The 14,212-nt window shown below is 71.0% G+C and carries 13 protein-coding genes; 5 read left to right on the top strand and 8 right to left on the bottom strand.

The window, feature by feature from the left end; all coding sequences use genetic code 11:
- The first annotated feature begins 123 nt into the window (after positions 1 to 123).
- Positions 124 to 2,139 carry an SH3 domain-containing protein gene (locus ABD912_RS15520; RefSeq protein WP_345152128.1) on the top strand — a complete coding sequence of 672 codons (2,016 nt, stop codon included), beginning with the start codon at positions 124 to 126 and terminating at the stop codon, positions 2,137 to 2,139.
- A 16-nt stretch (positions 2,140 to 2,155) separates the two neighbouring features.
- On the opposite strand, the gene ABD912_RS15515 is transcribed toward ABD912_RS15520, so the two are convergent.
- On the bottom strand, positions 2,156 to 3,139 hold the full coding sequence (locus ABD912_RS15515) for an aldo/keto reductase (protein WP_345152125.1): 984 nt from the start codon (positions 3,137 to 3,139) through the stop codon (positions 2,156 to 2,158).
- A 136-nt stretch (positions 3,140 to 3,275) separates the two neighbouring features.
- The gene (locus ABD912_RS15510; RefSeq protein WP_345152124.1) at positions 3,276 to 4,511 is read right to left on the bottom strand and encodes a hypothetical protein; all 1,236 of its coding nucleotides are present in this window, start codon (positions 4,509 to 4,511) and stop codon (positions 3,276 to 3,278) included.
- 282 nt (positions 4,512 to 4,793) lie between these two features.
- Between ABD912_RS15510 and ABD912_RS15505 the strand changes: the two genes are divergently transcribed.
- On the top strand, positions 4,794 to 5,660 hold the full coding sequence (locus ABD912_RS15505; protein ID WP_345152121.1) for an alpha/beta fold hydrolase: 867 nt from the start codon (positions 4,794 to 4,796) through the stop codon (positions 5,658 to 5,660).
- A gap of 88 nt (positions 5,661 to 5,748) precedes the next feature.
- Here ABD912_RS15505 and ABD912_RS15500 read toward each other — a convergent pair whose 3' ends face one another.
- A complete protein-coding gene (locus ABD912_RS15500) occupies positions 5,749 to 7,128 on the bottom strand; it encodes an NAD-dependent succinate-semialdehyde dehydrogenase (RefSeq protein WP_345152119.1) in 1,380 nt (459 codons plus the stop codon).
- A gap of 299 nt (positions 7,129 to 7,427) precedes the next feature.
- Here ABD912_RS15500 and ABD912_RS15495 point away from each other — a divergent pair, with 299 nt between their 5' ends.
- Positions 7,428 to 7,742, top strand: a complete 315-nt coding sequence (locus tag ABD912_RS15495) for an MmcQ/YjbR family DNA-binding protein (RefSeq protein WP_345152117.1) — start codon at positions 7,428 to 7,430, stop codon at positions 7,740 to 7,742.
- 77 nt (positions 7,743 to 7,819) lie between these two features.
- Here ABD912_RS15495 and ABD912_RS15490 read toward each other — a convergent pair whose 3' ends face one another.
- Both ABD912_RS15490 and ABD912_RS15485 read right to left on the bottom strand, forming a co-directional pair.
- A complete protein-coding gene (locus tag ABD912_RS15490; RefSeq protein WP_345152114.1) occupies positions 7,820 to 8,662 on the bottom strand; it encodes an IclR family transcriptional regulator in 843 nt (280 codons plus the stop codon).
- A gap of 238 nt (positions 8,663 to 8,900) precedes the next feature.
- Complete coding sequence (locus ABD912_RS15485; RefSeq protein ID WP_345152112.1) at positions 8,901 to 9,104, bottom strand: hypothetical protein; 204 nt, start codon at positions 9,102 to 9,104, stop codon at positions 8,901 to 8,903.
- A 363-nt stretch (positions 9,105 to 9,467) separates the two neighbouring features.
- Here ABD912_RS15485 and ABD912_RS15480 point away from each other — a divergent pair, with 363 nt between their 5' ends.
- Entirely contained in the window at positions 9,468 to 10,253 is a 786-nt protein-coding gene (locus ABD912_RS15480) for an alpha/beta fold hydrolase (protein WP_345152111.1), read from the top strand.
- Here ABD912_RS15480 and ABD912_RS15475 read toward each other — a convergent pair.
- Both ABD912_RS15475 and ABD912_RS15470 read right to left on the bottom strand, forming a co-directional pair.
- Positions 10,250 to 11,518: an acyl-CoA dehydrogenase family protein gene (locus ABD912_RS15475; protein ID WP_345152107.1), complete on the bottom strand. Its 1,269-nt coding sequence runs from the start codon at positions 11,516 to 11,518 to the stop codon at positions 10,250 to 10,252. The two genes, ABD912_RS15480 and ABD912_RS15475, sit on opposite strands and share 4 nt — an antisense overlap.
- A gap of 99 nt (positions 11,519 to 11,617) precedes the next feature.
- Entirely contained in the window at positions 11,618 to 12,349 is a 732-nt protein-coding gene (locus ABD912_RS15470; protein WP_345152105.1) for a TetR/AcrR family transcriptional regulator, read from the bottom strand.
- Positions 12,350 to 12,447: 98 nt separating this feature from the next.
- On the opposite strand from ABD912_RS15470, the gene ABD912_RS15465 reads away from it, so the two are divergent.
- Positions 12,448 to 13,245, top strand: a complete 798-nt coding sequence (locus ABD912_RS15465) for a pyrimidine reductase family protein (protein WP_345152102.1) — start codon at positions 12,448 to 12,450, stop codon at positions 13,243 to 13,245.
- On the opposite strand, the gene ABD912_RS15460 is transcribed toward ABD912_RS15465, so the two are convergent.
- On the bottom strand, positions 13,143 to 13,997 hold the full coding sequence (locus tag ABD912_RS15460; protein ID WP_345152100.1) for a histidine phosphatase family protein: 855 nt from the start codon (positions 13,995 to 13,997) through the stop codon (positions 13,143 to 13,145). The genes ABD912_RS15465 and ABD912_RS15460 overlap by 103 nt on opposite strands.
- Positions 13,998 to 14,212: the final 215 nt, after the last annotated feature.

Below are 14,212 nucleotides of genomic sequence, written 5' to 3'. Positions count from 1 at the left end.
ATTGATACTTATGTGATTAGTGTTGTTTCGCTTAGGCTGGGATCTTGTGGCCCGCGTCTTCACTGGTCACCCCAATGAACGACTCGTCGCCCGGGTCCGCCCGGCTGGATGGCAGGTGTCCGCATGGCCGCTTCACAGCGCACGTTCGCAGTACCGGTGACCACTATGCTGGCCGCCACCGTGCTGGTTTCCGGCCAGGCCGTGGCCGCCGCCGCTCCCGCCGCCGCCGATCCCGCCGTCCTGGCCGCCCAGCCGCGTCTCGGCGTCGTCCCCGGGCCCGTCACGGCAACGACCGCCACGAAGCTGGTCCTGCCGCTCAAGGCCGGCTCCTACCGGTACTCCTCCCAGTACGGGCCGCGCTGCATTCCGGTGATCGGCGGCTCCACGTTCCACCGCGGACAGGACCTGGCCGCCGCCAACAACGATCCCATCTACGCGATCGCCGACGGCACCGTGACCCGCACCAACAACGGGACCAGCTCCACCAGCGGCTACATCGTGGTCAAGCACGTCATCGGCGGCAGGACCTACCACTCCGTCTACGTCCACATGTGGAACGCAACCACCCACGTCAAGGCCGGTTCCGTGGTCAAGGCCGGGCAGCAGATCGGCCTGGTCGGCTCCTCCGGGCCCTCCACCGCGCCGCACCTGCACCTGGAGGTGTGGGAAGGGGCCTGGTACACCGGAACCTCGCTGGATTCCACCACTTGGCTCAAGGCCCGCGGCGTCGACCTCAAGGGCAATGCCGGGCGCGTATATTCTTCGGTAGTGCCCTCGTCCTGCAGCTACTATGCGGCCAAGCAGGTGAGCCTTCTTTCCCAGCCGAACGCCGCGGCCCTGCCGCTGGTCGTCCTGCCGGTCAACACCCAAATGACGGGAGTCCCCGCAGACATGAGCAACGGCTACGTCAGGGTCACCGCCAAGGGCCTCACCGGCTGGGTCGCGCACTCCGCCGTCTCCCCGTCCAAGGTCGCCGGCTCCACATCCCCGGGATCTTCCGCAGGCCCTTCCACCGGCGGCACCACCCCCGTCTCCAGCGGGGGCTCCACCACCACGACGCCCCTGTCCGGCCGCTACAAGGTCGTTTCCGGGGTGAACATGCGTGCCGGCGCCGGCAACACGTACAACGTCGTCAAGGTCCTGCCGCGCGGGGCCGTGGTCACCGCCGTGGCATCCACCAACGGCTGGTACAAGGTCACCTACTCGGGCACCAGCGGCTGGGTGTACTCCAGCTACCTGGCCTCGACCACCGGCGGGACGCCCACGACGCCGGCCCCGTCCACCCCCTCGACGCCGTCAACCACCCCGGCCGCGGCCACGCACACCACCACGGCGGGGCTGAACCTGCGCAAGGGAGCGGGCACCACCTACGGCATCCAGAAGGTCCTGGCCAAGGGGACCGCCGTGACCGCGCTGGGCACCCAAGGCTCCTGGACGCGCGTCACGGCCGGATCCACCACCGGCTGGGTGTCCACCGCCTACCTGAAAAAGATTTCGGCGGCCACCACCGCGCCGGCACCCGCCAAGCCCTCCGCGGCGCCCTCGGTCGTGTTCAAGACCGCCGCGAACCTGAACCTGCGCTCCGGCGCGGGCACCGGATACCGCGTGCTGAAGGTGCTTTCCAAGGGAACCAGCGTCACCGTCGTCTCGGTGAAGGGCACCTGGTCCCAGGTCAAGGCCGGTTCCACCACCGGGTGGGTCTCCACCAGCTACCTGGCAACCCCTGCCGCGGCCGCCGCGCCGGCGGGCACCACGGCCCTCGCCCCGTCCAGCTACCGGACCACCACCACCGTCAACGTCCGCAAGGGCCCCTCCGACGCGCAGGCCGTGGTGAAGATCCTCGCCAAGGGCGCCGTCGTGTCCGTGGACGCTCGCAACGGGGCCTGGCGGCGGATCACCGTCGGCTCCACCACCGGCTGGGCGCCGGCGTCGCAGCTGACCGACGGAACGGTCGCCGCATCCGCGTCCACGAGCACGACCGCAGCGGTCAACTTCCGCAAGGGACCCTCCACCACCTACGCCTCCCACGGGATGCTGCGCGCCGGAACGAAGGTGACGGTGAACGGCACCTCCGGGCTCTGGAAGAAGGTCACCTACGCCGGCAAGACCGGATACATCCACGGGGCATACCTGAAGTAGTCCGGCGGGCGTCCTTCTACGGGGCGTCCTCCTGCTGGGCATCCTCGTACTGGACCATGCCCCCTTCGGCGGAGGCCTCGTTCAGCGCACGCACGTCCTCGCGGTTCAGCTTCAGCCGTGCCCCGGCCATCAGCGCGCTGAGCTGGACCACGTTCCGGGCGCTCGCGATCGGCGCGGTGACCTCGCCGCGGGAGCGCAGCCACGCCAGGGCCACGCTCGCCGGTTCCTCGCCGAGCCGGCTGCCGATCCGGTGCAGTTCGTCCAGCACGGCCAGTCCGGCGGGGGAGAAGAACCGGGACACGTGCGCGGCGCGCTCAGCCCCGACCGCGTCCGCCGCGGAGCGGTACTTGCCGCTGAGGAAGCCGGAGGCCAGCGCGGAATACGGCAGGACGCCGAGTCCTTCGGCGAGGGCCAGGGGCGCCACCCGGTCTTCGTAGGGGTTGCGCGCCACCAGGTTGTAGTGCGGCTGCAGGGCAATCGGCCGCGGCACCCCCAGTTCCGCGGAGAGCCGGAGCCATTCCCGCACACGGTCGGGGGAGTAGTTGGACAGGCCGATGTAGCGGACCTTGCCCGACTGCACCAGGTCCCCGAAGGCGCGGACGGTTTCCTCCAGCAGGACCGTGGGATCGTCGCGGTGCGCGTAGTAGAGGTCGATCGTGTCGATGCCCATCCGGCCCAGCGAGGCCTCGGCGGCGGCCTTGACCGAACGGGCGGAGAGCCCCCGGTATTCGGGGTGGGAGCCGGCCTTGGTGGCGATCAGCAGGTCGTCGCGGTCGTCCCGGCCAGCCAGCCAGGACCCCAGAATGCGCTCGGATTCGCCGCCGGAGTGCCCGGGCACCCAGTGCGAATAGCCGTCCGCGGTGTCGATCATCGTTCCGCCCTCGGCGACGAACGCGCTGAGCACCTCGTGCGACTCCGCCTCGTCCGAGGTCCAGCCGAAGGTGTTGCCGCCCAGCACCAACGGGAAGATGTCCAGATCGGAGGCTCCAACGAGATTCATGGCGGTCCTTCCAAGGGAAACCTGCTGTAACGATTAAACGCCCGAAATCCCGGAATCGTTCTCCCGTGCCGGCGCCGGGGTTTTTGGCGCCCCGTTTTCCCTCTCCGTCCCCGGCGGTGGCGCGGGTGGCCGTGCCTCAGGTCTCGTCCAGCAGCGCCGCCAGCCGCCGCTCAAGGAAGCGGTCCTCGGGACGCGGCTCGTCACCTGCGGCCCACACTCCGCCCAAGCCGTCGGCAAGGATCTCCGCCACGCTGGCCCGCACGACGTCGGGAACGCACAGCGCCGTCCCGACGGCGAGCAGGCCCCAGTCCTCCCATTCGCGGACCAGCCGGTGGCCGGCCCGGGCGGTGCGGCGGGCCGCGCTGCGCTCCGCCGCGCCGGCACGGTCGGGGGCCGCCAGCAGCCAATCCAGCGGCGTGGGATGGTCGGAGGAGCCGGTTGCCAGCAGGGTCAGCGCCAGTTCGGCCACCTCGGGCCCGTGGCGGCCGTCTTCGATGCGGTCCAGATCGCAGGCCAGGAACTCGGTCACGAAGTCGCGGGCCGCGCCCAGCCACTCCGTCCCGCCGTCGTCCGGGCCAGCCAGCAGGATCTCCGCGGCCGGGCCCGGCACGATGCGCGAGGCCACCAGGCGGGTGGCGCCCACGGTGTGCAGCGCGGTCAGGACGGTCACCAGCTGCGGCACCTCCGCCATGCTGCGCACCACGCGCGTGCCGTCACCGGCATCCTGGGCGTCCGGGCCGCCGCTTCCGGCGCCGCGGGCGCGCACTCCGATGCAGGCCGCGGCCTCCTCGATGTCCCGGCGCCGCAGCAGGCCCGACGCCGTGGCCTCGCGGCCTCCGCCGATCCAGGCCAGCAGGTCCAGGCCCCGGCGGACCACCGGCAGCGCGGCCAGCGCCGCGGCCTCCTGCTCCACCGTCAGGTCCGGAATGTGGAGGTCGGACAGGAGCGGGTCCGGGGCGTCGTTGCTGTCCAGCAGGTCCAGGACGCGGTCGAAGTCCGCGTCGCTGCCGGTCCACCGTCCGGTCTGCCCCAGGAAGTTCACGTAGAGCGCCAGTGCCCCGGAGAGGGACTCCATCCGCTCCGGATCGCCGCTGCGCGGGTCGCTCTCCAGCGCTGTCCGCAGCAGGCCGGGGGCCAGGTCCGTGGCCGAGGAGGTTTCGGCCAGGTCCGCGAACGTCTTCAGGAAGTCCTTCACCAACGCCAGGTCCCGGCGTCCCGCGTCGGCGGGGCCAAGGGGGTCGTGCCAGCGCACGAACTCCGGGGCCATCGAATCGACGGCGCGCCCCACTATCGCTGCGGACAGCGAATAGACGGCGGCTTCCCGCGGCAATCCGCGGCCGCCCGTCCCGTTGCGGCTGTTCGATGGTGGCACCACAATGTCCCCTCGTCGGATGGTGGCGTCCGCGGACGCCTCGCCCTTCCGGGCCACGCTACGTGCCCGTCCGGCAGGACACAACGGGTCGGCCCGGTTCCGCGCGCAGCGGCCATATCCTGCCGGGGCGCAGACCCGGAGGTTGGCGTGCCGTTGGGCGGAACGGGGTGCGGCAAGGGTCCGGCACCCTGCCTACTGTGGAAGGTGAGGGCCCCTGCGCAGGGGCCGGACAGCAGCCGTTTGCGCGCCGCGGGGCGCCGCCACGGATTCCAAGGAGTGTGCATGACCACCATCGAGATCCCCGACTACACGACCGACACGTTCTTCGGGCTGGAGGACAAGTGGCTTGAGACCGCCGGTGGCGAGCTGACCCACTACCACGAGCTGGGTGAGGGCACCCCGATCCTGTTCCTCCACGGCTCCGGCACCGGCGTGACCGCCGCCGCCAACTGGTGGCTGAACCTGCCTGAACTCTCCGCGCTGGGGCGCTGCATCGCGATCGACTCGATCGGCTACGGCCAGTCGGTGGTCGCCCCCGGCACCGAGTACGGGATCAAGGAATGGGTCCGCCACGCGGTGCGCGTGCTCGACGCCCTGGGCATCGAGAAGACCTGGATCGTGGGCAACTCCCTGGGGGGCTGGCTGGCCTTCCAGTTCGCCATCGACTTCCCGGAGCGCCTGCTGGGCGTCGTGTCCATGGGCACCGGCGGCGCGAAGCTGACCGGCGCGCTGGCCGGGCACTCCAAGCCGGACCTGTCTGAGGCCGGCATCCGCAAGACCCTGGAGATGTTCGTGGTGGACAAGTCCCTGGTCACCGACGAGCTGGTGTCCCTGCGCTACCAGTCCGCCCTCAATGACACCGCCTCCGACCGCCTCAAGGACGTCGTCGCGGCGCGCGACCGCGACCGCTACGAGCTGCCGCTGGACTTCGATGTCCTGGCCAAGATGGAGGTCCCGGTCCTGCTGATCCACGGCGTCCAGGACGTGGTGATTCCGGTTTCCCGCACCTGGGAACTGCTGAACACCATCCCCCACGCCGACGCGCACATCTTCTCCCAGTGCGGCCACTGGTCCCAGGTGGAGCGCTCGGCCGAGTTCAACCGGGTCATCACCCAGTACCTGACCGCCCGCGGCGTCACCGGAAAGTAGTCCAGACCGCCCCGCGTCCCACAAAACGATGCCGGAGGGCCGGGTTCCGTACGGAACCCGGCCCTCCGGCGTCGTGCTGTCTTCTGCGCTACTCGGCGATGTAGAAGAGGCGCTTGTTGACGAATTCGTCCATGCCCAGGGGTCCGAGCTCGCGGCCGAAGCCGGAGCGCTTGACGCCGCCGAAGGGCATGTCCGCGCCCTCGCCGACCCCGTTGACGTTGCTCATGCCGACGTCGAGCTGCCGGGCGAGGGTGCGGGCGCGCTCGGGATCCTGCGAGAACACGGCGCCGCCGAGCCCGTAGACGGTGTTGTTGGCCAGCTCCAGGGCCTCCGCGTCGGAGGAGACCTTGTAGACCACCGCGACGGGGCCGAACAGCTCCTCCTGGTAGGCGCGCATACCCTCGGTCACCCCGGTCAGCACGGTCGGCTCCAGGTAGGCGCCGGGACCCTCGACGGCGCGGCCGCCGGCGTGGACGGTGGCTCCCTTGTCCACGGCGTCCTTGATCTGTGCGGCCAAGCCTTCCGCGGCGGCGCGGGAGGAGAGCGGGGCGAAGGTGCCGTTCTCCTCCTTGGCGGGGTCGCCCGGGACGAGCCCGTTGGCGTGGTTGGTCAGGGCGGTCACGAACTCGTCGTAGATGTCTTCCATGACGATGATGCGCTTGTTGGAGTTGCAGGCCTGGCCCATGTTCTCCATGCGGGTCTCCCACGCGGCGGCCGCCGAGGCCGCGACGTCGGCCGAGTCCAGGACCACGTACGGATCCGAGCCGCCGAGCTCGAGGACCGCCTTCTTGAGGTTCTTGCCGGCGAGTTCGCCGATGATGGCGCCGGCGCGTTCGGAGCCGGTCAGGGACACGCCCTGGATGCGGTCATCGGCGATGATGTCCGCGATCTGGGCGTGGGTGGCGAAGAGGTTCACGTACGCGCCGGCGGGCAGGCCGGCGTCGTCCATGATCTGCTGGATCGCCAGCGCCGAGCGCGGGCAGGACTCGGCGTGCTTGAGGATGATGGTGTTGCCCAGCACCAGGTTCGGCGCGGCGAAGCGGGCCACCTGGTAGTAGGGGTAGTTCCACGGCATGATGCCCAAAAGCGGGCCCACGGGCAGCTTCTGAATGACGGCCTTGCCCCCGCCGATGGGCTTGATCTCCTGGTCCGCGGCCAGGGCCGGGCCCTCGGTGGCGAAGTACTCGAAGATGTCGGTGCAGAACTCCGCCTCGCCGCGGGACTGGGAAAGGGGCTTGCCCATCTCCTCGGTGATGATGGAGGCGAGTTCCTCGGCGCGCTCGGTGAAGAGCTGCCCGATGCGGTGCACCACCTTGGCGCGCTCCTCGATGGGCACCTCGCGCCAGGCCTTGTACGCGGCGTCCGCGGCCTCAAGGGCCTGCCCGACCTCGGCGTCGGTGGCCGAGGCGAACTCCTCGACAGTCTGCCCGGTGGCGGGATTCACGACGCGGTATTGGGGGGTGGTCACAGCGGGGGCTCCAATCTGCTGTACAACTTGTGGGTGCTGCGGGTGGTGGGTGTTGCGGGTGCGGCGCCCCACATGTGGCGCGCCGCACACCCACTATGGTTGCCTGAAACTGCGGATTTGGAAAGTCGGAACCACCAGAATGGCTCCAATTCGTTGCAAATTGATGCTCTCAGTCATGAATTGGTTTTATTGGGTCCATCCTGCAACCGAATCAGTCGCCGTACGCGCTTCCACTGTCCTCGGGGGAGGGGCTCCCGGAGCCGCTTGTGTCCCCCGGGCACTGCTGGCAGGCTGGGCGCATGCCCAGCGAGGACGATGTCCGGAGGATCTGCCTTTCCCTGCCCGGCGTGGCCGAGCGGGAAAGCCACGGCCGTCCCGCATGGTTCGCCGCCTCGATGATGGCCCGCATCTGGGAAGACGGCGTGCTCTCCGTCAAGGCCGCGGACCGGGATGCCCTGGAGGCGCAGGACCCGGACACCTACTTCTGGACCGCCGCCTACGAGGACACCCCGCTGGTGGTGCTGGTGCGGCTGGAGCGCATCGACGAGGACCAGCTTGGCGAACTCCTGGACGACTCCTACCGGCTCTCCGGCGCGGGGCACCACCCGTCCTAGGCTGTCCCCCGGTAAGCGCGGGGCAGTCGGGCCCCTGCGTGGCGACGAAGTCGACACGAGAGGGCCTGCCCCGCGCGCTAGGAGTGGCTGGTGAGGCGCTTGGCCGCGTCCATGGCGGCCTCGTTGAGCGCTCCAACGATTTGCGGCAGCCGGTCGCGGTCGTAGCGCGCGGCGGGGATCGCCACCGCAAAGGCCGAGAACGGGCGGGCCCCGAGGGGAATGGCGACTCCGAGCGCGGCGACCCCGGGCCCGATCTCGTCGAAGCTGGACCCGTAGCCGGTCCTGCGGACCGCCGCCAGCTGCCGCTTGAGGGTAGCCGGGTGGGGCCCCTCCGGACCGGCCTCCGCGTAGAGGGCATCGATGGCCTCGTTGCGCAGCAAGGACAGCAACGCCTTGCCGGCGGCTGCCTTGTGGGCCGGAAAGGTGCCGTCCAGGGGCAGGGACACCCGCAGGCTCTGCGCGGTGTCCTCGATGGAGTCCAGGAACCTGATCGACTGCTTCTGCAGCACCACCAGCGCCACGGTTTCACCCAAGACCTCGTGCAGGTGTTCCAGGGTGGGGCGGGCCAGCGCGCGCAGCGCCGAGTGGGCGATCGCCGTGGGAGAGCCCGCGCCGAGCTCAGGCCCCGCCAGATAGCGCCGTTCCCTGTCCTGGACCGCAAAACCGCGGAAGGTCAGGGCCGTCAGGATCCGGTGGGCGGTGGAGGGGGCAACCCCCAGCAGCTCGGCGGCGTCGGTCACGGTCAGGGCGCCCTCGTGGCGCAGGACCCGCGCCAGCTGCAGGGCCCGGTCGACCGACTCGATGGGGGGCTGCGGGCCCTCCGGCGGGCGCATGGCCAGCCCTTCCGGGGCTCCGCCGGTGCCGGCGTGGAGGGCGGGGTCGTCCGGGGCGGTGGTGTTGTGCTCTGCGGACCGTGGCATGGTCCAAGAATGCCACGCAGAACGCCCGCCGTAACCGTTAGCCGAAGTATTCCCGGGCGGGCGTCCGGGGGCGTTAAATGAAGCACCGGCCATAGCGGACAAGGAGGCGACTACTCCGCTATGGCCGGTGCTTCTGATCACTCGCACCTTGAGAAGGTGCTTTCAGCCTAGGGACGCCCCCTGTGAGTAGGCTGAACGCATCGTTTGAGAATGGTGGGAACCGGCAGGGCGGGGGACGTTAGTAGTTCGACGGCGGGTCGGAGGCCGGAAACGACTCGTCCTCCCATTCCTCCACCTTTTCCTCGTCGGTCATGTGCCGGGCTCCGTCTTGCAGCTCCTTGTCGTGGTCGCGCTCGGCGCTCGCCCAGTCCTCGGGCAGATCCTTCGCGCGCGACAAAACCTCGGTGTCTTCGGGGCTGGTCTCGTTGGGGGCTTCGCTCATGGGGTCCTCCTGGATCACGTGGCGGTCGTGGTGACACCAGTCTGGTCCGGCCCCGGCGGACTGTCGAGGGACGCCGGGCACTCCGAGAGCCCTGAGGGTCCACACGCCGCGGCTTAAAGGAGTGAGCACCGGCCGGACGACCCGTTGGGGGGAATGGTCGTTAGTTCCGGCCGGTGCTCTCATCACTCGCACCTTCAAGAGGTAGTAAAGACTCTAGGGACCGAAGCTGGGTGCAACCTGAAAAACCCGTCAGAACAGCATGTGAGTGCGGGCCCGCAGGCTGCTCCTCGGACCCTAACGTTTAGGGGCCTCCCACCCCTCGCTGGCGCTCGGGGCGGGTCCCTCGGACCCTAAACTTGGATGGTGCCTTCTGTGACGAACCCGCTGGACGGGACCCCCATCGCGTACGACGACGCCGGCGGCGACGGACCCGCCGTCGTGCTCCTGCACGGTTCCGCGCTCTCCCGCGCCATCTGGCGCGGGCTCGGCTACACGCCCGCGCTGGCCGGCTTCCGGGCGGTGCGGATCGACCTGCGCGGCCACGGCCGCAGCGGCAAGCCGCACACCTCCGACGCGTACCGGATGCCGCTGGTCGCCGCCGATGTGGTCGCCGTGATGGACGCGCTCGGAATCGGTGCCGCGCACGTGGTGGGGTACTCGTTCGGCTCGCGCGTGGGCTTCACGCTCGCGGCCACGGTGCCGGAGCGCGTCCGCACGCTGGCCACGCTCGGCGGCACCTACCAATCACAGTCCGGCCAGATCGCGAAGCTGTTTTTCGACGGCTACGCGCAGGCGCTGCACGACGGCGGGATGCCCGGCTTCGTCGCGGGCCTCGAGGCCGCCGGGTGGGCGGTGGACCCGGGCACGCGGGCCGCGTTCCTGGCCAACGACCCGCTGGCCCTGGCCGCCTACTTCGAGCGGACCGAGGTGGAGCCGGGCCTGGGCGAGTTCGTGCTGCCGCAGCTGCGCCTGCCCGCCCTGCTGCTTGCCGGGACCCGGGACGGCCAGCGGCTGCGGGAGTCCCGGCATGCCGCGGAGCTGATGCCCAACGCGCGGTTCGTCGAGCTGCCCGGGCGCACGCACGCCGGAACGCTGTCCCCGGCCGGTCCGGTGCTGGAGCACCTGGTGCCGTTCCTCGAGGAAAACTAGCCGGCGAAGGCGGAGATCCCTGTGATGTCCCGCCCGATGATCAGCGCCTGGACGGTCTCCGTGCCCTCGTAGGTGTGGATGGCTTCGATATCCGCGAAATGCCGGGCCACGCGGTTCTCCAGCAGGATGCCGTTGCCGCCGAGCAGGTCGCGGGCGGTGGAGGCGATCCGCCGTGCGGTGCGGGTGCAGGTGTACTTGGCCAGCGAGGCCTGGACGTGGGCCAGGTCCCCGGCCGCTTCCAGCCGCGTCATCTGCACCGCCATCAGCTGCATCGTGGCCAGTTCGGAGCGCATCCGGGCCAGCCGCTCCTGGACGATCTGCGAGGCCGCCAGCGGGCGGCCGAACTGCACGCGCTGGGCGGCGTACTGCACGGCCGTCTCGTAGCAGGCGGTGGCATGCCCGACGGCGGACCATGCCACCCCCAGCCGGGTGGCGACCAGGACCTTGGCGGCGTCCTTGAAGCTGTTGGCGCCGGGCAGGACCATGGTGTCCGGGGCGAACACGTCCTCCATCCGGATGTGCGCCTGCCAGATCGCGCGCAGGCTCAGCTTGCCCTCGATGGTGGTGCCCACGTAGCCGGGGGAGTCTTGGGGAACCAGGAAGCCGCGCACCGCGCCGCCGCCGTCGCGGGCCCAGACGACGGTCAGCGCGGGGATGCCAGCGGCTCCCAGCGAGCCGTTGCCGATCCACTTCTTCTCGCCGCTGATCCGGTAGCCGCCCGGGACGCGGACGGCGCGGGTCTCCAGCGAGACGGAGTCCGATCCGTGCGTGGGTTCGGTGAGGGCGAAGGCGCCCAGGACCTCCGCCGTCGCCAGCCGTGGGCCCCAGTGGGCGATCTGTTCGGGGGAGCCGCAGGCGGCGATCGTGCGCAGCGCCAGGCCCGCCTGCACGGCGGCAATTGTGCCCACCGATCCGTCGCCCCGGGAGAGTTCCATGTTCACCAGTCCGGCCGCCAGCGCGCTCATGGGGGCGTAGCCCTCCACCTCGAGTCCGTCGCGCAGCAGATCCAGCTCGCCGAGCCGGCGGGCCAGGTCCAGCGGGTAGGTGGCGGCGTTCCAGTGCGCGTCGATGGCGGGGCGCACCTCCTCCAGGCAGAAGTGCCGGGCCCGGTCCCAGTAGGTGCGGTCCGCCTCGGGGATGTCGCGGAACACTCCGGCGGGGTCCGTGTCCACCTCGCCCCAGAGCCGGTACTCCGGTTCGGTGACGCCGGCGGGGAAGCCGGCGGCCTGGAGGTCTTGCGGGGCCTGGATGTTGTGGGGGGTCATGGGGCGTCCTTTTCCGGGGAAGGGGTGCGCCACCAGCCTCGGTGATACTCGGTATCACCGTCAAGGGATTCAGTTTCAGTTTCTGCGGGAGCCCCGCAGCTACCCGAGGGCGTCGCGGACGGCTTGGAGGATGGATTCGGTTCCCGCGCCCGGATCGAGCACGGTGACGACGACGGCGGGCCGCGCCGGCACGGCCTGTCCGGCCGCCGGAGCCCCGAGCGCTGGTGCCCCGACCGTTGGAGCCCCCGCCTGCCCGGGCGCCTGGCCTGCCAGCCACGGTCCGAACAGCGCGCACAGCTCGGCCAGCCGGGCCTCGAGCTCCGGGCGGATGGCCTCCACGGGGGTGCGCAGCCAGCGCCGCAGGTGGTCGTTGTGCACCGCCACCACGGCGGCGGCGAACGCCGTCGACGCGGCCCGGCGCCCGGCGTCGTGCTCCACCCCGCCCAAGGCGCCGCCCAGGAAGGTGCGGAAGGCGTGCTCGTAGCGGTGGGTGCTGACCAGTTCGCGGTCGCGCAGGGCCGGGACCTTCTGCAGCAGCCGGTGGCGCAGCAGCGCGGCCTCGCGCTGGGCCGTGAGGTGGTCGAACACCGCCAGCGCGGCCGCCGCGACGGCGGGGCCGGGAGCGCCGCCGCCGGCGAGCACCTCGCCGGCCCGGGCAAGCACCGCCTCCTGGTCGGCGAAGACCATGTCCTCCTTCGAGCCGAAGCGGCGGAAAAAGGTGCTGCGGCTCATGCCTGCGGCTACGGCCAACTGGTCCACGCTGGTGGAGTCGAAGCCCTGCTCCAGCAGCAGGCGCAGGGCGGCGGCGGGCACGGCGGGGGCAGGGGTCATGCCGGTGAATCTAACACGGAGCCCTTGTCCGCAGCCCTTTCGCCGGACGCCGGACACCTGCAATGATGCACTTCGGCGACGCGGCGGAAGGCGGCACAATGCTGGACATCAACGAGGTCCTGGCCAAGTACGGGACCGGTGACGACGGGGACTTCCACCTCCGCGTGAATTTCGTGGCCAGCCTGGACGGCGCGGTCACCCGGGACGGACTCTCCGACGGGCTCAACAACGAGGACGACCTGATCGTCTTTTCCGCGCTGCGCCGGCTGAGCGACGTGGTGCTGGTCGGTGCCGGAACGGTGCGGGCGGAGGACTACCGCGCGCTGCGCCTGTCCGCCGAATCCGTCCGGTGGCGGCAGGAGCACGGGCTGCAGCCGCATCCGGTGATGGCGGTGGTGAGCGGGAACCTGGACCTGGACCCGGGCCTGCGGATCTTCGCGAACCCGCCCCACCGGCCCCTGGTGTTCACCACCGCCGAGGCTCCGGCCGAGCGCGCCGCCGCGCTCGCCGACGTCGCGGAGGTCATCCGCTGCGGGGGCGAGTACGGGGGCGTCGACGTCACGGCCATGCTGGCCGAACTGGAGCGTCGGGGACTGCGGCGGGTGCTGAGCGAGGGCGGTCCACACCTGTTCAGTGCGCTCCTGGCCGCGGATCGGGTGGATGAACTGTGCCTGACGCTGTCCCCCTTCCTGGAGGCGGGGACGGCCGGGCGGATCACCGCGCCGGGCCCCCACGCCGGCTGGCCCATGCGGCTGGGGCACACCTTCGCGGCCGGGGACATGATCTTTCTGCGTTACTTCAGGGACAGGTCGGAGGGCGCCCCCTTCGATGACGAAGCGTCCGCCGACGCAGGCTCCAGCTCCGGCTCCGGTGGGGGCGCCGCAGAGGACAAGTAGCCGGCGTCGTCAGCCACGTCAGCCGCCGCCATTCCGTGCGGGGTGGCCAGCACCCAGCGGCCGCCCGGGTGGTGCTCCAGCACATGCCAGGCGCAGTTGGCCGGTGCCTGGACGGTGCCGTGCAGACCTTGTTCGGGCAGGTGGTGTTCGGGCAGGTGGCCGGACAGGCGTTCGGTCAGGCCCAGCACCGCGATGATGCCCCAGCGGATGGCTGCGCCGTGCCCGACCACCAGCGCGGTCCCGCCATCGTCCAGCGCGGCGGTGACATCGCCCAGGGCGGCTGCCATCCGGGCCCCGGCGTCGGCCGGGTGCTCCGCCCCGGGCACCACGTAGGCCGGGTCCGAGGTGAAGTGCCGGTGGACCTCGGGATGCTGCCGGCCCAGCTGGTCGCGGGTCAGGCCCTGGCGGATCCCCACCCCGACCTCGCGCAGTCGCGGGTCCAGGGCGATCCGCTGTCCCGTCAGCCGCGCCACCGCCCCGGCCGTGTCCCGGGCCCGGGACAGGTCGCTGGACCAGATGCCGTCAGGCCGCAGCGCGGCCAGGACCGGCGCCGCGGCGGCGGCCTGGGCCCGGCCGGTGCGGTTGAGCGGAATGTCCGCCGTTCCCTGCGCGCGGTCGGCCACGTTCCAATCGGTCTGGCCGTGCCGCCAAAGCAGCAGCCGCTTGGGCCGGGGGCGTGCGTGGTCGGGGTGCGGCCGGTCGGGTGAGGGCCGTTCCGGCCCGGCGGACGCTGCCGCGGTCTGAAGATCCATGGTCCTGAAAGCCCCTGAAGAAGTGTGGTGAAGCAGTGCAACAAGAAGCTGGGTGAAGTGACTTGCACCGACGCCGGACAGCCTACCGCCCGTCCGCATGCAGTCCGTCCCTTCCGAAGGGCAGCCCGGCAGGGCCACCCAGTAGGGTGGTGCTTGTCGCTAGGGTTGTGCTGGCGGCGCCAGCGCCTTGCGCGCGGCTTGCAAGGCGCGGCGCA

The sequence above is a fragment of the Arthrobacter ginkgonis genome, assembly GCF_039540195.1.
Lineage (GTDB): Bacteria > Actinomycetota > Actinomycetes > Actinomycetales > Micrococcaceae > Zafaria > Zafaria ginkgonis.
Note: the sequence above shows the minus strand (reverse complement) of the source record. Positions and strands in the feature narration are given on the sequence as shown.